Annotated in this window: 15 protein-coding genes; 14 read left to right on the forward strand and 1 reads right to left on the reverse strand. The window is 37.8% G+C overall.

The features are described 5' to 3' along the window. Positions 1-55 precede the first annotated feature (55 nt). From DXD65_RS16395 to DXD65_RS16460, 14 genes are all read left to right on the forward strand, one after another. The gene (locus tag DXD65_RS16395) at positions 56-1,063 is read left to right on the forward strand and encodes an acyltransferase family protein (RefSeq protein ID WP_087332636.1); all 1,008 of its coding nucleotides are present in this window, start codon (positions 56-58) and stop codon (positions 1,061-1,063) included. Next, positions 1,029-2,249 (forward strand): polysaccharide pyruvyl transferase family protein, encoded by a 1,221-nt coding sequence (locus DXD65_RS16400; protein ID WP_087332637.1) that lies wholly within the window; start codon positions 1,029-1,031, stop codon positions 2,247-2,249. The genes DXD65_RS16395 and DXD65_RS16400 overlap by 35 nt, the downstream gene beginning before the upstream one ends. Then, positions 2,237-3,544, forward strand: a complete 1,308-nt coding sequence (locus DXD65_RS16405) for an O-antigen polymerase (protein ID WP_117887801.1) — start codon at positions 2,237-2,239, stop codon at positions 3,542-3,544. Before DXD65_RS16400 ends, DXD65_RS16405 begins: the two co-directional genes overlap by 13 nt. Before the next feature lie 34 nt (positions 3,545-3,578). Further along, positions 3,579-4,745, forward strand: coding sequence for a glycoside hydrolase family 99-like domain-containing protein (locus DXD65_RS16410; protein ID WP_117704063.1), 1,167 nt, complete (start codon positions 3,579-3,581; stop codon positions 4,743-4,745). 64 nt (positions 4,746-4,809) lie between these two features. Next, on the forward strand, positions 4,810-5,280 hold the full coding sequence (locus DXD65_RS16415) for a serine O-acetyltransferase (RefSeq protein WP_162612929.1): 471 nt from the start codon (positions 4,810-4,812) through the stop codon (positions 5,278-5,280). A 21-nt stretch (positions 5,281-5,301) separates the two neighbouring features. Continuing rightward, a complete protein-coding gene (locus tag DXD65_RS16420; RefSeq protein ID WP_087332640.1) occupies positions 5,302-6,336 on the forward strand; it encodes a glycosyltransferase in 1,035 nt (344 codons plus the stop codon). Positions 6,337-6,530: 194 nt separating this feature from the next. Continuing rightward, a complete protein-coding gene (locus tag DXD65_RS16425) occupies positions 6,531-7,439 on the forward strand; it encodes an ATP-grasp fold amidoligase family protein (protein ID WP_117704057.1) in 909 nt (302 codons plus the stop codon). Positions 7,440-7,443: 4 nt separating this feature from the next. Further along, entirely contained in the window at positions 7,444-8,757 is a 1,314-nt protein-coding gene (locus DXD65_RS16430) for a UDP-glucose dehydrogenase family protein (protein WP_117704058.1), read from the forward strand. 9 nt (positions 8,758-8,766) lie between these two features. Beyond that, entirely contained in the window at positions 8,767-9,225 is a 459-nt protein-coding gene (locus DXD65_RS16435) for an oligosaccharide biosynthesis protein Alg14 (RefSeq protein WP_087332643.1), read from the forward strand. 18 nt (positions 9,226-9,243) lie between these two features. Continuing rightward, the gene (locus DXD65_RS16440) at positions 9,244-9,714 is read left to right on the forward strand and encodes a glycosyltransferase (protein WP_087332644.1); all 471 of its coding nucleotides are present in this window, start codon (positions 9,244-9,246) and stop codon (positions 9,712-9,714) included. A gap of 458 nt (positions 9,715-10,172) precedes the next feature. After that, on the forward strand, positions 10,173-10,874 hold the full coding sequence (locus DXD65_RS16445) for a YjbH domain-containing protein (protein WP_181979440.1): 702 nt from the start codon (positions 10,173-10,175) through the stop codon (positions 10,872-10,874). A gap of 27 nt (positions 10,875-10,901) precedes the next feature. Then, complete coding sequence (locus DXD65_RS16450) at positions 10,902-12,149, forward strand: YjbH domain-containing protein (RefSeq protein WP_117703625.1); 1,248 nt, start codon at positions 10,902-10,904, stop codon at positions 12,147-12,149. A gap of 41 nt (positions 12,150-12,190) precedes the next feature. After that, complete coding sequence (locus tag DXD65_RS16455) at positions 12,191-13,495, forward strand: carboxypeptidase-like regulatory domain-containing protein (RefSeq protein ID WP_005836104.1); 1,305 nt, start codon at positions 12,191-12,193, stop codon at positions 13,493-13,495. A 39-nt stretch (positions 13,496-13,534) separates the two neighbouring features. Further along, positions 13,535-13,957 (forward strand): BT0820 family HAD-type phosphatase, encoded by a 423-nt coding sequence (locus tag DXD65_RS16460; RefSeq protein ID WP_057281816.1) that lies wholly within the window; start codon positions 13,535-13,537, stop codon positions 13,955-13,957. A gap of 187 nt (positions 13,958-14,144) precedes the next feature. Here the strand turns inward: DXD65_RS16460 and DXD65_RS16465 are convergent, their stop codons facing one another. Next, positions 14,145-14,906 (reverse strand): creatininase family protein, encoded by a 762-nt coding sequence (locus DXD65_RS16465; protein WP_057281815.1) that lies wholly within the window; start codon positions 14,904-14,906, stop codon positions 14,145-14,147. Positions 14,907-14,966 lie beyond the last annotated feature (60 nt).

Consider the following 14,966-nt stretch of genomic DNA (forward strand, 5'->3'; position numbering starts at 1 on the left):
GTGACAAATAAACAAGATTATCAGTAAACAAAATTCTCATATCACAACAGAATTAATGAAAGAAAGAATCAGATGGATTGATAATGCAAAAGGCATATGCGTTTTTTGTGTTTTGTTAGCACATTGCAAACTACACCACCCATATATACAGATGGTATATACACCGTTTTTTCTAACAATGTTTTTTTTCCTTTCCGGCTATTTATATAGATGTCGTACGTTTAAGGAAGATATTTTCAAATTGACAAGAACATTGATTATTCCATATTTTCTATTATGTTTCCTTATTCTTTTCATTGGAAAAGATAACTGGGAATCTGTACTTAATGGAAATTTTGAATTGGTAGCACACCGTACATTAAGGATTCTATATGGATATGATTTGTGGTTTGTCTCTTGTTTAATAGCAGTCCAGTTATATTATATATTATTGTATCATGTTTATATGAAAAACTTAAAATATAAGATATTAACCGCAATTGCGTTATTGCCATCGGTCTATCTTATAAAAAATACAGACTCGCAAATGATGCCGTATTACTGTGATATCGCACTATTTGCTTTATCTTTCTTCATTTCTGGAAATGTTTTCAAAGAATTAACTTCAAGATATAAAATAAAAACATATTCTAATAGTGCTATTGGAATTGCCATACTACTATGTTACATCTTTATAGCATTAGTTATGCAATTGAATTTAGATATGGAGTTTCATTTTGCTTATAATTATTATTCTTCCCCTGCTTTTTTCATCATATTGTCTCTTTTGGGAATGTTTACAATATACATAATTTCCAATTTATTTCCTTTAAGTTTTCTGGAGAAAATAGGAAGAAATTCATTAGTATTTTTTGCATTTAATGGAAAAGCCTTGGCATTAACCATGCTTTTGTTTAGACACATAAATAGTATTTATGATTGCCAATACTTGTCAGCATTCATTATATGTATTGTACAGTCATTTATATTATTAGGATTTTCAAAAATAATAAATACATATGTTCCATTTTTAATAGGTAAGCAAAAAAATGAAAATTCTACTTTTAAATCAACCAGTTTATAATAGAGGGGACGAAGCTGCACACCGTAGCTTAATTCGTACTATAAACAATAGTATTCCCAATGCACTGATAACAATAGTACTTGAAAATATAAAAGAAGGTACAATAGAGCAAATACGTGTCGATAACCCCAATAATACTTATATCAATATTAATACGGATATAGGTTATCGTAAATCACGTATTTTTTCAATTTGCAGCAATCTTATGATTGTGAGTTTTCTAATTCGTTCGAATAGAGTCTTAGCAAACTATATTAAAGAATCTGACATTGTTATCTGTGCACCCGGTGGCATTTGCTTAGGCGGCTTCTATAATTGGTCGCATCTTTATATTATGAAACTTTGTAACTACTTAGCAAAACCAATAATTTATTATTCACGCTCTATTGGACCTTTCAATCCTCAAAATATACTTCAGAAGTTTTTTTGTTCAAAAGCACAAACTGTTCTAAAAAATGTAGATTTCCTATCTTTGCGTGATGCGAAAAGCATGGATCTTGCTGATACGCTGTCTATTTCTTATATTAAAGCAATTGATTCTGCTTTTTTGGATGTCCCCAATGTCAAGGCACCTGATAGTGTAAAATCCAAGGTAAGCTCTAAGCCATACGTAGTCTTTGTACCTAATCAATTGACATGGCATCCGACCTTTTGTAATATGACTCAAGAATCAATTGACAAAAGCTATCTGAAAATGATAGAGATAATTGCATGTAAAACAGATTATAATATCGTTATGCTGCCTCAATTATATCTATCCAACAAGAGCGATTATGAATATTTTAAAAGACTTCAGCATCTGTCGAAATATTCATCACGAATAATCGTCTTATCCGATACCTATAGTTCTGACATTCAACAATCGATTATCCGAAGTGCCCAAATGATTATAGGAGCCCGCTATCATTCTATCATTTTTGGTATAAACAATTTGATTCCTGTAATTGCATTGAATTATGAGCATAAAATAGCAGGAACATTGGATATTTTAGAAATCAAACGCCGTTCTTTGGATTTTAACTCAAAAGAAGCCATTCTAAACTTTGACTATAAAGAATTCGAACACCTTATAATAAGTGAACAGCCTTCCAAAGATGAACTGAAAAAATATGCAAAAGCAGCTCATCAAATAGCAAAATCTTGTTTCAACACTGCTTTTAATGTTATATCAAAATGCAACTCGTAATTCTGTATTCAATACTGTGCATAATTATATTCCTTGTATCAGTATTCTTATTCAAATGTAAGGCCTCTTTTTGCTACATCCTTTCAGTATGGACATTTTCGTCAATTTTCTCTGTGATTTTTTATATCGAGTCACAAAAATACAACAATATTACATTAATGCCCTATATATTTTTCGTTCTGTGCCTTGCTATTTCTTGTATACCATTTAATTGTTTTAATGATAAAACAACAGTCATTGAAATCAAGAATAAAATGATATTTGAAAAAGTAATTACTTTTTTTTGTATCATATCTATTCTTCCCTTTATAGAGAATTTCATCCATATATTGAATACTTATAATTTTGACAATTCAAGTCAATTAGCAGATATTTATGCCGAGAAAATGTCTGGTGATTTAGATAAAACAAAAGTAATTAATTGGTATTCTCCAATAGGAAAAATCTGTAATTCAATTAATCTCAAGTTTCAATATTGTTCAATGTTTCTACTTTTCTTATATATTAGCACAAGAAATATAAACAAATACAAATTGACTGCTCTAATAATAGGATGTATAAACCCAGTTCTTTATACACTATCACTTTCTGGACGTTCTGCTGTGGTTTTTACTTCATTAAATGCCGTATTATCATTTTTCTTATTACGCAATTATATACAAGATAGAGAAATTTTGAGAAAAATTAAAGTGTTTTCTCTTATAATCTTTTCATCTTTTATTTTACTTTTTGCGATTATGACGATAGCAAGGTATAGCACAAACGAGGGAGCTCAATCAGTTTCAATATTGGGTTGGATTTCATTATACGCAGGAGAAGGCACTTTAAATTTCAATGAATACATGTGGCATACTAAAGCCTATACAGAAGGTGATAATTGTTTTGCTTTCTTTAAAGATGCTATCGGCCTCGACACATTTGTCGATTTGTTTAAGAGACGTAATTACTGGGGAGCCAAAACCGGTATCTCGCCCAGCATTTTTTATACATTTATAGGAGATATCTTTTCTGATTTTGGTTTTCTTACCATCCCATTTATTCTCACTATTTCATTTATACTTATTAGGAGAATCTATAGAAAAAGGATAGTATCATCCAACCACTTATATTGGCTTTATGTATGGGGTATGCTTTGTATTACCGGTTTTACATGCTATACTTACAAAGTTTATAGTGCCAGTTTAGATTTACTATGTGGCTTAATCATACTATACCTCATCAATTCACCGTTAGGTATTAATAGCAGAAAAAACAGAATTCCATTGTATCCATACAATGACAGAAAAAGAAACTAATTATGCTAATATATCCACATATAAAAACAATAAAATGAACAATAAATCAGCTCGCGTAATAGCGTTTTATTTACCACAATTTCATCCAATAGAAGAGAATAATAAATATTGGGGAAAAGGATTCACAGAATGGACGAATGTTGGAAAGGCAAAACCATTGTTTAAAGGACATTATCAACCTCGAGTTCCTGCTGATTTAGGCTACTACGATTTACGTATACCTGAAATTCGAGAACAACAAGCAGAACTGGCAAGGGAAGCAGGAATAGAAGGCTTCTGTTATTGGCACTATTGGTTTGGAGAAGGAAAAGAACTTTTAGAAAGACCTTTCAATGACGTTGTTGAAAGTGGCAACCCAGATTTTCCTTTCTGCTTAGGCTGGGCCAACCATACATGGTCTACCAGAACGTGGACATCTTCAAAAACAAAGTTTAAGCAAACAGTTATTGCTCAAATGACATACCCTGGCGACGAGGACCACATCAATCATTTTTACAAATATCTAAAAGCATTTAAGGATAAACGATATATAAAGGTTGATAGTAAACTACTTTTCGTTGTATTTGCGCCACAAGATTTTGTAGACTTCTCACATTTCAAAGAATTATGGAATAGTTTAGCCCAAAAAGAAGGTTTAAACGGCTTCCATTTTGTTGGCATAACTGAAAATTTCAGGATGCACAATGCAGAAGGGAAAGTAGTCAATATATTCTCTGACAAAAACAACACATCAAAATATTTCTACGATCACATACGTTCGTTAGGTTTCGATGCAGTAAATTCGCGAGGTACCAATGGCGCTCAAGTAAAGTCAGAGTCTCCATTAATATATTATTTAAAACGCTTTTTACAGAAGAAGCTACATATTAATTATGTGCTTAGAATAAATTACTCAAAAATTATCGAGCACTATTATGTAAAGGATGACAAAAGAGAAGATGTATATCCCACCATTATACCCAATTTTGACCGCAGTCCTCGCGCATGGAAGAATACAAATAACATATGGCATAATTCAACACCACAATTATTTGGAAAGATGGTAGAAAAGGCTTTAAACTTAATCAAAGATAAAGACTATGAACATAAGATTCTTTTTCTTCAAAGCTGGAATGAATGGGGAGAAGGAAATTATATGGAACCCGACTTAAAATTCGGGCATGGCTATATAGATGTTCTATCCAAATTAATAAATAAATGAAATGTGTTTACCTTCAAAATTAGCAGAAGATTTTAACATATGGTGTAAATGGAAAAACAAACCAATGAATTTATCGACATTCATTATGTTTTTCTTGAAATTTGCAGAATTCAGAGCTTTAGTTGATTATCGACTTAAATATACAAAAATCAAATTTCTACGATATCTTGTGCACCCAACATGCATGCATATAAATCTATATATTAGTTCCAAATCCGAAATAGGAGGAGGACTACGTTTTATGCATGGATTCAGTACTATAATTTATTGTACAAAAATGGGGACTAATTGCATTGTAAACCAACAAGTCACTATAGGATGGAATGATGGTGGAGCACCAACAATAGGAAATAATGTGTGGGTTGGTGCAGGTGCAAAAGTTTTAGGCCCTATATTCATTGGCAATGATGTAATAATCGGGGCTAATGCTGTTGTTGTAAAAGATGTGCCAAGTCATTCTATTGTTGCCGGTGTTCCTGCAAAAATAATAAAGTATAGAGTCTGTGAAAATGATTCTTGGAAAATTGCTAAGTAATCATTCAAAATATCATGTTCAATGAAAGAAGCTATTATAATAGGCTGGGTTAATCACAAGCATCCTGCTGTATGTGGTGAGACTATGAAAAATCAATTAATGATAAATAAATTGGAAGAGAATGGTATTAAATGTCTTGTAATGGATTTCTATAAATGGAGAAGCCATCCATGGGTATTGGTTAAATTATTATATGCCCTTCTTTTTCATCGTAATGCATCTTTAATATTTTGTACCTCAACACAAAATGTCTATCCAATGATGAAAGTGATGAAGACAGTGAGTTGGAAACAACACACTATTCACTGGGTCATCGGCGGAAGTCTTGGAGATAAAGTTCAAAATGGCACTTTTGACAGCAAAGTTATAGGATACATGAATTGGACCTTGGTTGAGAGTAATATAATGGTCGAACAGCTAACAAAAGCTGGTGTAAAAAATGTAATACAAGTTCCCAATTTCAAGCCCATCCCATATATGCCACAAGTAGAGAAAAGACATAATAAACTTCGGTTCGTTTTTTTATCTCGAATCATGCCAGAGAAAGGATGTGACTATATCATAGAATGCGCTAACACATTAAATAAGAAAGGACTCACGGACAAATACGAAATAGACTTTTATGGAGAAGTAGCGGAAAGTTATGAGAATGTCTTTAATAGCAAACTAACCACTTTAGCAAATGTGAACTATAAAGGTTTCTTGAATTTGCGTGAGAGTAAGGGATATGATACGCTTTCCACATACGATATGATGCTATTTCCAACCTACTGGAAAGGAGAAGGCTTTGCAGGCATTTTCATAGATGCTTTCATTTCGGGAGTTCCTATCATTGCTTCTGAATGGGCACACAATCGTCAATTTTTGAAAGAAGGAAAAACGGCACTTTTTGTACCTATACATAATACCACCGCATTAGCAGATATGATGGAAGAGTGTATAAATGGCCAATATAATTTGTCGGAAATGGCGATAGAGTGCCAAAAGGAAGCCGAAAAATACGATGTGAATAATGTGATAACTCAAATGTTATTGTCTAAAATAGAAATATTATGAGCATAATAACTATTTAAAAAGTGTAGTTCACAATCTTATCTTTTGGCTGAATCAGCACATCTATATATTGAAGAAAATTGAATCCTGCAAATTTTGAGATTACAGTACATTCTGAATACCTATAGATTATAAAATAAAAAAATGAATCCTTGCATAAACATATCTTTTTAGAATTACAATAAAAACAAACATTTATGATAACGAAGCAACTTAACAAGATATGTAAAGTATTGGTACATACAAAACTATTACCAGATACTTTTACATGCAAACTTCTATACTATAGAAAGTTTAAAAAGTGGCCTAATCTTAATAACCCACAAGATATTAATGAAAAAATGATGTGGCTACTTTTCAATTCTGACACTTCAGAATGGACAAATCTCGCTGACAAATATAAAGTAAGAGAGTTTTTAGAAAAAAAAGGATGTGGTGAGTTATTGGTCAAATTATATGGTCATTATGAAGACGTTGACGACATTGACTTTAACTCTTTGCCTAACAAGTTCGTCATTAAGTCCAACAACGGATTTGGTACAGTAAAAATTGTAAAAGACAAAACCTTATTAGATATACCGAAAACAAAAATAGAGCTCAAATCATGGATAGCTGAGCCATACGGATACCTAACAGGAGAAATGCATTATACAAAAATAAGAAGATGCATTGTAATAGAGGAACTACTCGAACAAGACCCCAAATTATCATCTTCTTTAATCGATTACAAGATATGGTGCATGAATGGTAAGGCATATAGCTGTATGTGCTGCACGAACAGAAATATTAAGAAGCATACTACAGATTATAATTACTATGAACTACCCAATTGGACTATACGAAAGGATCTTATTCCAGAACATTATCGAAATGGTTCAGTAGTGCCCAAACCTAAACATTTGGATGAAATGATAACATATGCGGAGAAATTAGCGGAAGATTTTCCACTTGTAAGAGTAGATTTATATGAGTCTAACGACAAAGTATATTTTGGAGAGATGACATTTACATGTAATGCTTGCCATATGAGTTTCTTTACAGATGAGGAATTGTTACGTATGGGAAAAGCTGTTAATTTATCAGGTTTAATCAAAAAGACAAAGTAAGAATATGAATATTGCAATTGTTGGCACAGGCTACGTAGGTCTGGTGTCAGGTACTTGTTTCGCAGAAATGGGAGCCACTGTAACTTGCGTGGATGTAGACGCAAACAAAATTAGCAAACTGAATAATGGAGAAATGCCAATTTATGAGCCAGGCCTGGAAGAACTGGTGAAACGAAATGTAGAATATGGCCGATTGATGTTCACTACCGATTTACCATCTGTGCTCGATAATGTAGAGGTAGTATTTTCTGCGGTAGGTACACCTCCCGATGAAGATGGTTCTGCTGATTTGAAATATGTATTGGCCGTAGCCAAACAATTCGGCCAAAACATCAACAAATACACTATTTTAGTAACAAAATCCACAGTACCTGTCGGTACTGCCAAGAAAGTGAAAGCTGCAATTCAGGCAGAGCTGGATAAACGAGGTGTGGCCATACCTTTCGATGTGGCTTCCAATCCCGAATTCCTAAAAGAAGGTGCTGCCATCAAAGATTTCATGAGCCCTGACCGTGTGGTAGTTGGTACTGAAAGTGAGAAAGCAAAAGAAGTAATGACAAAATTGTATCAACCTTTCTTAATCAATAACTTCCGTGTAATATTTATGGATATTCCTTCTGCAGAAATGACCAAATATGCCGCCAATGCGATGTTAGCTACTCGCATCAGTTTCATGAACGATATAGCCAACCTTTGTGAACGTGTAGGAGCAAACGTAGACCATGTGCGCAAAGGTATCGGTGCAGACACCCGTATCGGCCAGAAGTTTTTGTATGCAGGTTGCGGCTATGGGGGGTCTTGTTTTCCCAAGGATGTAAAAGCACTTATACATACAGGCATTGACAATGGTTATCATATGGAAATAATTGAAGCCGTGGAGCACGTCAATGAGAAACAGAAATCTATTGTTTATGATAAGCTAATCTCATTGATAGGTAACGTAAAAGATAAAACTATTGCTGTGCTCGGTTTAGCCTTCAAGCCCGAAACGGACGATATGCGTGAAGCTCCGGCTCTGGTCGTTATTGATAAACTATTGAAGGATGGTGCAAAGATTCGTGTATTCGACCCTATTGCAATGCCGGAATGTAAACGTCGAATTGGTGAGACAGTAATTTATACAGAAAACCTATATGATTGTGCGGATGGTGCGGATGCACTTTTACTCATGACTGAATGGCGTCAATTCCGCTTACCCACATGGAATGTAATTTCAAAGATAATGCCCGGGCGTATCATTGTAGATGGTCGTAACATTTGGAATCGAACAGAATTGGAAGAATTAGGGTATTCATATACTCGAATTGGAGAAAAATAGACTTCAAAAATGAGAAAAAAATTAAAAGTGTTCGCTGTGGCTTCCATCGGGGGCCACTGGGTGCAATTACTACGCATTGCTAAGGCATTAGAGAAAGAATTTGATGTAGTATATATGTCTACTCATGAAAAATGTGCAACTATGGTTGAAGGAAGAGTCTATTACTCAATGAACGACTTTAGCCGCTGGGATTTTTATAAGATGTTTCCTGAGCTTTTACATTCTATTTACATTATTTGCAAAGAAAAGCCTTCTATAGTAATAACAACAGGAGCAGCCCCTGGATTAGTGTGTCTGTTTGCGGCAAAAATTTGCGGTATACGTACAGTATGGATAGATAGTATAGCTAATGTTGAACATATTTCATTCAGTGGAAGAATCGCATCTAAATTTGCTTCACGTATCTACACCCAATGGCCAAGCTTGGCAGGAAATAAGGTCATTTTTGCAGGAAATATCTTTGGTTAAACTTCTAAATTATAAATTATGATTTTTGCCACTATAGGCACACAAGCCCCTTTTGATCGCTTTATTAAAATCCTCGATGAGATCGCTCCTATGTCAAACGAACTCATTATTGCGCAAACATACAAAGGAAGATATCAACCTAAAAATATTAAAACGATTGATTTTTTGGCACCTGATGAATTTGATAAATTATGTCATGATGCTCGTTTAATAGTAGCTCATGCCGGTATGGGAACTATAATTTCAGCAATGACAAAAGGAAAACCAATTATCGTATTTCCACGTATAGCAGCCTTAGGTGAACACCGAAACGAACACCAATTGGCTACATCCAAAAAAATGAAAGAACTTGGATATGCCTATGTAGCTAACAATAAAGAAGAACTAAAAGAATATCTATTAAAAAAAGACTTAAAATGCATTCATCAGCTTGGTTTAGAAGCATCCAATACTCTAATAAATAATCTTATTAATTATATAAAGAAGTAACTACTCTGTAATTATTAGTCTAAAATAAATTTTCCAACTTTACAATGAACTATACCAAATCTCCATCATATCCCCCTTTCTTATTATGGCTAGTTTTTATATACTCATTTTCAGAGTAGAGTATCACTATTTTGGAAAACAGTTTATGATTGGACACTTATATGAGATGCTATCATATTATCCATAAAATGCTGCTATAACATTACACTTCAACAAAAAAGTCTTACTTCATTATCCTTGATTAGTCCATTATATAAAATAACAAAGCAAAGAATATTACTACTAGTATAGGATATATAATTTTCCCCCATTTTTCTTGTATATCAGATATATTTGACGTAACTTTGCCACGTTTTGTAATCTATACGCCACCACGAACCTCTTCCCCCATGTGGCAGGCAGTAGCGTAGCGTACTTTAAACTCTTCAGACAACAACGCTCCAAAATCAAAAATTAGTATGAAATTTAGACAAGGACTTATGGTCTGTTGCCTATTGTGCTGTGTCCTCAAAGCACAAGCGCAATACTCCATGGGGAATACCGGGCAACTGAATATCCCCACAGCAGACATGCAGGAAGCCGGCACCTTTATGGGAGGTGGTAATTATCTGCCGGACGGCATGACACCGTTCAACTTCAATACCGGAAATTATTTCGTGAATATGACCTTCCTCTCGTTTGTGGAATTAAGTTATCGGTGCACATTATTGAAAACCAGACGATATGACGGGAAAAGAGGATATTTCCAGCAAGACCGGTCGATGACTGCACGTATACGACCATTGAAAGAAGGGAAATACCGGCCAAGTCTAGTAATAGGTGTAGACGACCCCTTCAAAAATACCGGAACAAACTATTTTGCCACTGTCTACGGCGCTCTTACCAAAGGCTTCTCCATTGCCCAAGGTGACCGTCTTGCTGTGACAGCAGGCTACTACATCCCACTGAATGATCACAGCATAAAGGACGGTCCTTTCGGAGGTATCAGCTACTCTCCTACTTTCTGCCGGGAAATGACTGTCATGGCCGAATATGATTCGGAAGGTTTCAATGTGGGAGCCGCCGCCAGATTATGGAAGCATTTCTCCATCCATGTGTTTACCAGAGAATTCAACAGCATATCGGGAGGAATACGGTATGAATGCAGGTTGTTGCACTAAGAGAGGGATTAGGGATTGGAGAATAGGATGAAAAACAAGAGAAAAAACAGTTTGAAGTGGATACTGGCAGTATGGTTCTGTGGCATTTCTGCAATGGCAGATGCTCAAGTGACAGAGAGCCTGAAAGCCATCGGAATGGAAAATATACAATGTGCACAGACCCCAGGGGTAACCACTGTAAGTTTTGAGAACAACGTATATAGAAGTACCTACACCGGAGTGGGCAAAGCCATAGATGCCTGCTTGGGAAGCGAGACAAAGGGCGATTTGCAATTGGTGGTACTGGAAAACCGGATTCCCAGGCTTTGCATCAATCTGCCGGATACACTGACGGCAGCATACAGAAACGGAGAAATTAGCCTGACACAAGTATATCAGCAAATGGGGATTACAGTAGATACGGATCCTGCCATGAAGGCATTGAAAAATGCCGGTCAGGAAGAAGTGCCGTCTGCCTGGAAGGTGGATTTGGTGATATACCCCGATTTGTTTTTGGAGAACAATACGTTTGACGAACTGTATACATATGCCATCAACCTGAATCCGGCAGTGGAAATGGCTCTATGGAAAGGTGGGAAAATGACCGCACAAGTGATACTGCCCGTAGCCACCAATCTGAGTGGAGAGATGAAACGGATAAGACCGGGAATCATAGCTCTATCGCAGGATGTACGCTTCAGGCACAACATCTTCGGGAAAATGACGGTGGGTAACTTCACCAACAACAGATATGGTGCACAACTGGAAATAAAATACCGCACCAACAACGGACGCTGGGAACTGGGCGGAACGGCAGGCTCCACCGGTTTCTCCGCCATCACCCGGGAAGACGGCTGGTATATAGGCAGAAAACAGCGTATCAATGCCTCACTGAATGCTTCGTACTACGAACCACGCCTCAACTTGCAGTTCGACTTGAAAGCAGGAAGATATATTTACGGTGATTATGGAGTGAGAGGAGACTGTACGCGGCACTTCGGAGAGTATGCCATCGGCTTGTATGCCCTTTGTACAGACGGAGAGATAAACGGAGGATTTCATTTTGCCATCCCCCTGCCGGGAAAAAAATGGAGTAGAAAAGGATTCTTCAGAGTAAAACCGGCTGACTACTTTGCATGGGCATACGGCATGGTGGCAGATGGAGAGTACATAGAAAAACAACTGGGAAAAAGTTACAGTACACGCCCTAACGAAAACCGAAGCAGCAACTTCTACCAGCCGGACTATATACGCTATTTCCTTATAAAGGAACTGCAAAAAGAAAAATCGAAATAAGTATAATTTAAACAGATTAGTTTTATCAAATGACGAAAATTATGAAAAAGAAAAGTTTATTTTTAGGAGGTGCATTGATGTTTGCAATGACCTTCAGCACAACAGTCCTTACATCTTGCCACGATGACGACAAGAAGTATGAAGAAGTGGAAGACCCGCTAAGAAGTCAAACAGCCTACTACATTGCAGGTACCATTACCGATGCCAACGGTCCATTGGCAGGAGCCACCGTAAAAAGCGGCGAATACTCTGCCACAACCGATGCAAAAGGCGTATACTCACTGACTGTGAACAAAACCGGCATCTACACGCTCACCGTAACAGCTGAAGGACATGATGACTACGAGGCCACAGCAGAATTTACAGACGGAACAGCCAACCACAGCCTGATGGTGGTAAATGTAAAAATGTCAACAACCATAGAATTCGGCGAAATGCAGGAGGCTGACGGAAGCACCATTGAGGCTCCGAAAATAGAAAATCCGGAAAAGGAGAATGCCGCCACCATCAACATACCCACCGGAGGTACGGAAGAAAACACCAAGATTGCAGCCGTCGTGTTTGAAGAGGCACGTGAGGCCAATCCGGCAACTTCCACACAACCGGAAGCATCAAAGGCTTCTGTAAATAACGTAGCCATCAAGACAGAGCCGGCTGACGCTGTTGCCAAGGAAGATATCATCATTGCCATTCCCAATCCGTCGACTGATGCCAACCTGGGCTATTTTGATCCGGAAAACATGGAAGTGGAATCCAGCGAGGCGCCTGCAACCAGAGCCGCTGCTAAAACCGTAGGATTCAACAATAACAATTACATCATTACCATTCCGCAAGGCGAGAAGATAGCCGGCAAATATTCACCTAGAGTGAAATTTACCAAACAAGCTGCCGCCAGTGTAGCAGACGGCTACAACGAAGTGAATGGAAAAGCCGAGGTAATCAAGATTGAGAACAGAGATTACGATGCGCTGGAAAACATCATCCTGACCCTTAAAATCAAGAACGGATGGGACTATACCGTTTCTCCGGCTGAAGCGCTGAAAGCTGCAGGAGCATCCGATGCACTGGCCACATACATCAACAACTACATTGAAACTGAAGAGGGAGGTACGAACGGTTCTTATGAAATTGAACAAAAGCTGACTGCAAGTGTCAGTGGCAACCATGTACTGCTGTATGGCAGCAAGCGCATGGTACGCGTGAAGACATATACCTTTAAAGTAGTGGTAGGCAACCAGAGCAAAGACGTAAAAGTAGAGCTGAAAAGCTACACGGGACATCAGGAAGAATATTCAAACAATCCGGTCAGCCAGCACTCCGGCGGCACCACAGGCGGTCAAGGATAATTTTTTCCACAGTCTGAAACCAATAAAAGCTATTCATTTATGACCATAGCCGTTGATTTTGACGGTACCATTGTAGAACACCGCTATCCCCAGATAGGAGAAGAAATTCCCTTTGCCACCGCTACGCTGAAGATGCTGATAAACGAGCGTCACCGGCTGATTTTATGGTCGGTACGTGAAGGGAAACTCCTGGAGGAAGCTGTGGAATGGTGCAGGGAACGGGGTGTGGAATTCTATGCCGTCAACCGGGACTATCCGGAAGAAGACATCGCACACATCGGTTTTTCACGCAAAGTAAAAGCCGATCTCTTTATCGATGACCGCAACCTGGGCGGACTGCCTGACTGGGGAAGCATCTACCGCATGGTGCATGACGGGCTGACCTACGAAGAACTGTTTCGCGAAAACAGTGAACCAGTCCGGCAGAAAAAGAAGGGCTTTTGGGCACGTTTGAAAAAATAATATCCGAATGAGATTTTTGACTTATGTCAATTCATAACCCGCAAAAACCTTCTAATTTTGTACTCGAAATAGAGAAAGATTAGTTTTTATAAGAGTAAAGAGATTAGTTTTTAGGGTGCACTAAAAAAATAGGCAATATCCACAATGGTTATTGCCTATTTTTATATATAGCCGGAAGCCAAGTACATCAATACAGACTTCCTTGACCGACTTCCGTAAAGAGCTTCGACAACTTCTCCACCACCGGTTTCATATAACGTTCTCCTTTCTCGGCAGAAGCTTTTTTGGGGTTCCCTACCCCGCTGTCGACTGTAGCCTTATCCCAATGGCGAGGAGCCCAGCCAACCTTTTCATTCAAGGAAGGAATGGCAAACGGTTTGGATTCCCCGTCACCGGCCTCATCCAAATTCACCAGCTCGGGATGGTAATGCATCATGACGGAAGTCTCAGACTCGCCGGCATGGTCGTCGACAACAGCCTCAAAGTAGTCTTTGGGAGGGACGATGCTGAACCAGTCGGCAGCGATAATCAGAAAATCGGGATACACAAACGCCAGGTCACGAATCATTCCCTTGAAGTTGTTGCCGCCATGACCGCTGAGAATAATCAGCTTACGCATGCCTTGTGCATAGAGGGAGGCAACTATGTCTTCCAGAATGGCCTGCTGGGTGGAATAGCGGGTATGGATGCAGAACGGAAGTTCGCGCTGCCCCGGATTGTGTGCACCGAAAGGTACGGGAGGCATCACCATACAGCGTACACCGGAATTCTGCAAAGCCAGTGCAGCCGCATCTACGGCAATATCATGCGGCAGAATACAATCAGTGAGATAAGGCAGATGCAGATTATGGGGCTCCGTAGCTCCCCAAGGTAGGATGACAACGTCATACTTCACTCCTTTCACCTTTCCATAGCAGGAAACAGTAAGGTCAATTTCTCTTTTTTCCATGATAGTTTATTTTGGGGGTAAATCTTTACCGCAAAAATAAACATTATTCCGTCACATTGA

The sequence above is a fragment of the Bacteroides sp. 4_1_36 genome, from assembly GCF_003466325.1.
GTDB lineage: Bacteria > Bacteroidota > Bacteroidia > Bacteroidales > Bacteroidaceae > Bacteroides > Bacteroides uniformis.

Excerpts from the sequence above, each read along its gene's own strand:
- DXD65_RS16395 (WP_087332636.1), top strand. The coding sequence starts at position 56 with ATGAAAGAAAGAATCAGATGGATTGATAATGCAAAAGGCATATGCGTT.
- DXD65_RS16400 (WP_087332637.1), top strand. The coding sequence starts at position 1,029 with ATGAAAATTCTACTTTTAAATCAACCAGTTTATAATAGAGGGGACGAA.
- DXD65_RS16405 (WP_117887801.1), top strand. The coding sequence starts at position 2,237 with ATGCAACTCGTAATTCTGTATTCAATACTGTGCATAATTATATTCCTT.
- DXD65_RS16410 (WP_117704063.1), top strand. The coding sequence starts at position 3,579 with ATGAACAATAAATCAGCTCGCGTAATAGCGTTTTATTTACCACAATTT.
- DXD65_RS16415 (WP_162612929.1), top strand. The coding sequence starts at position 4,810 with ATGAATTTATCGACATTCATTATGTTTTTCTTGAAATTTGCAGAATTC.
- DXD65_RS16420 (WP_087332640.1), top strand. The coding sequence starts at position 5,302 with ATGAAAGAAGCTATTATAATAGGCTGGGTTAATCACAAGCATCCTGCT.
- DXD65_RS16425 (WP_117704057.1), top strand. The coding sequence starts at position 6,531 with ATGATAACGAAGCAACTTAACAAGATATGTAAAGTATTGGTACATACA.
- DXD65_RS16430 (WP_117704058.1), top strand. The coding sequence starts at position 7,444 with ATGAATATTGCAATTGTTGGCACAGGCTACGTAGGTCTGGTGTCAGGT.
- DXD65_RS16435 (WP_087332643.1), top strand. The coding sequence starts at position 8,767 with ATGAGAAAAAAATTAAAAGTGTTCGCTGTGGCTTCCATCGGGGGCCAC.
- DXD65_RS16440 (WP_087332644.1), top strand. The coding sequence starts at position 9,244 with ATGATTTTTGCCACTATAGGCACACAAGCCCCTTTTGATCGCTTTATT.
- DXD65_RS16445 (WP_181979440.1), top strand. The coding sequence starts at position 10,173 with ATGAAATTTAGACAAGGACTTATGGTCTGTTGCCTATTGTGCTGTGTC.
- DXD65_RS16450 (WP_117703625.1), top strand. The coding sequence starts at position 10,902 with ATGAAAAACAAGAGAAAAAACAGTTTGAAGTGGATACTGGCAGTATGG.
- DXD65_RS16455 (WP_005836104.1), top strand. The coding sequence starts at position 12,191 with ATGAAAAAGAAAAGTTTATTTTTAGGAGGTGCATTGATGTTTGCAATG.
- DXD65_RS16460 (WP_057281816.1), top strand. The coding sequence starts at position 13,535 with ATGACCATAGCCGTTGATTTTGACGGTACCATTGTAGAACACCGCTAT.
- DXD65_RS16465 (WP_057281815.1), bottom strand. The coding sequence starts at position 14,906 with ATGGAAAAAAGAGAAATTGACCTTACTGTTTCCTGCTATGGAAAGGTG.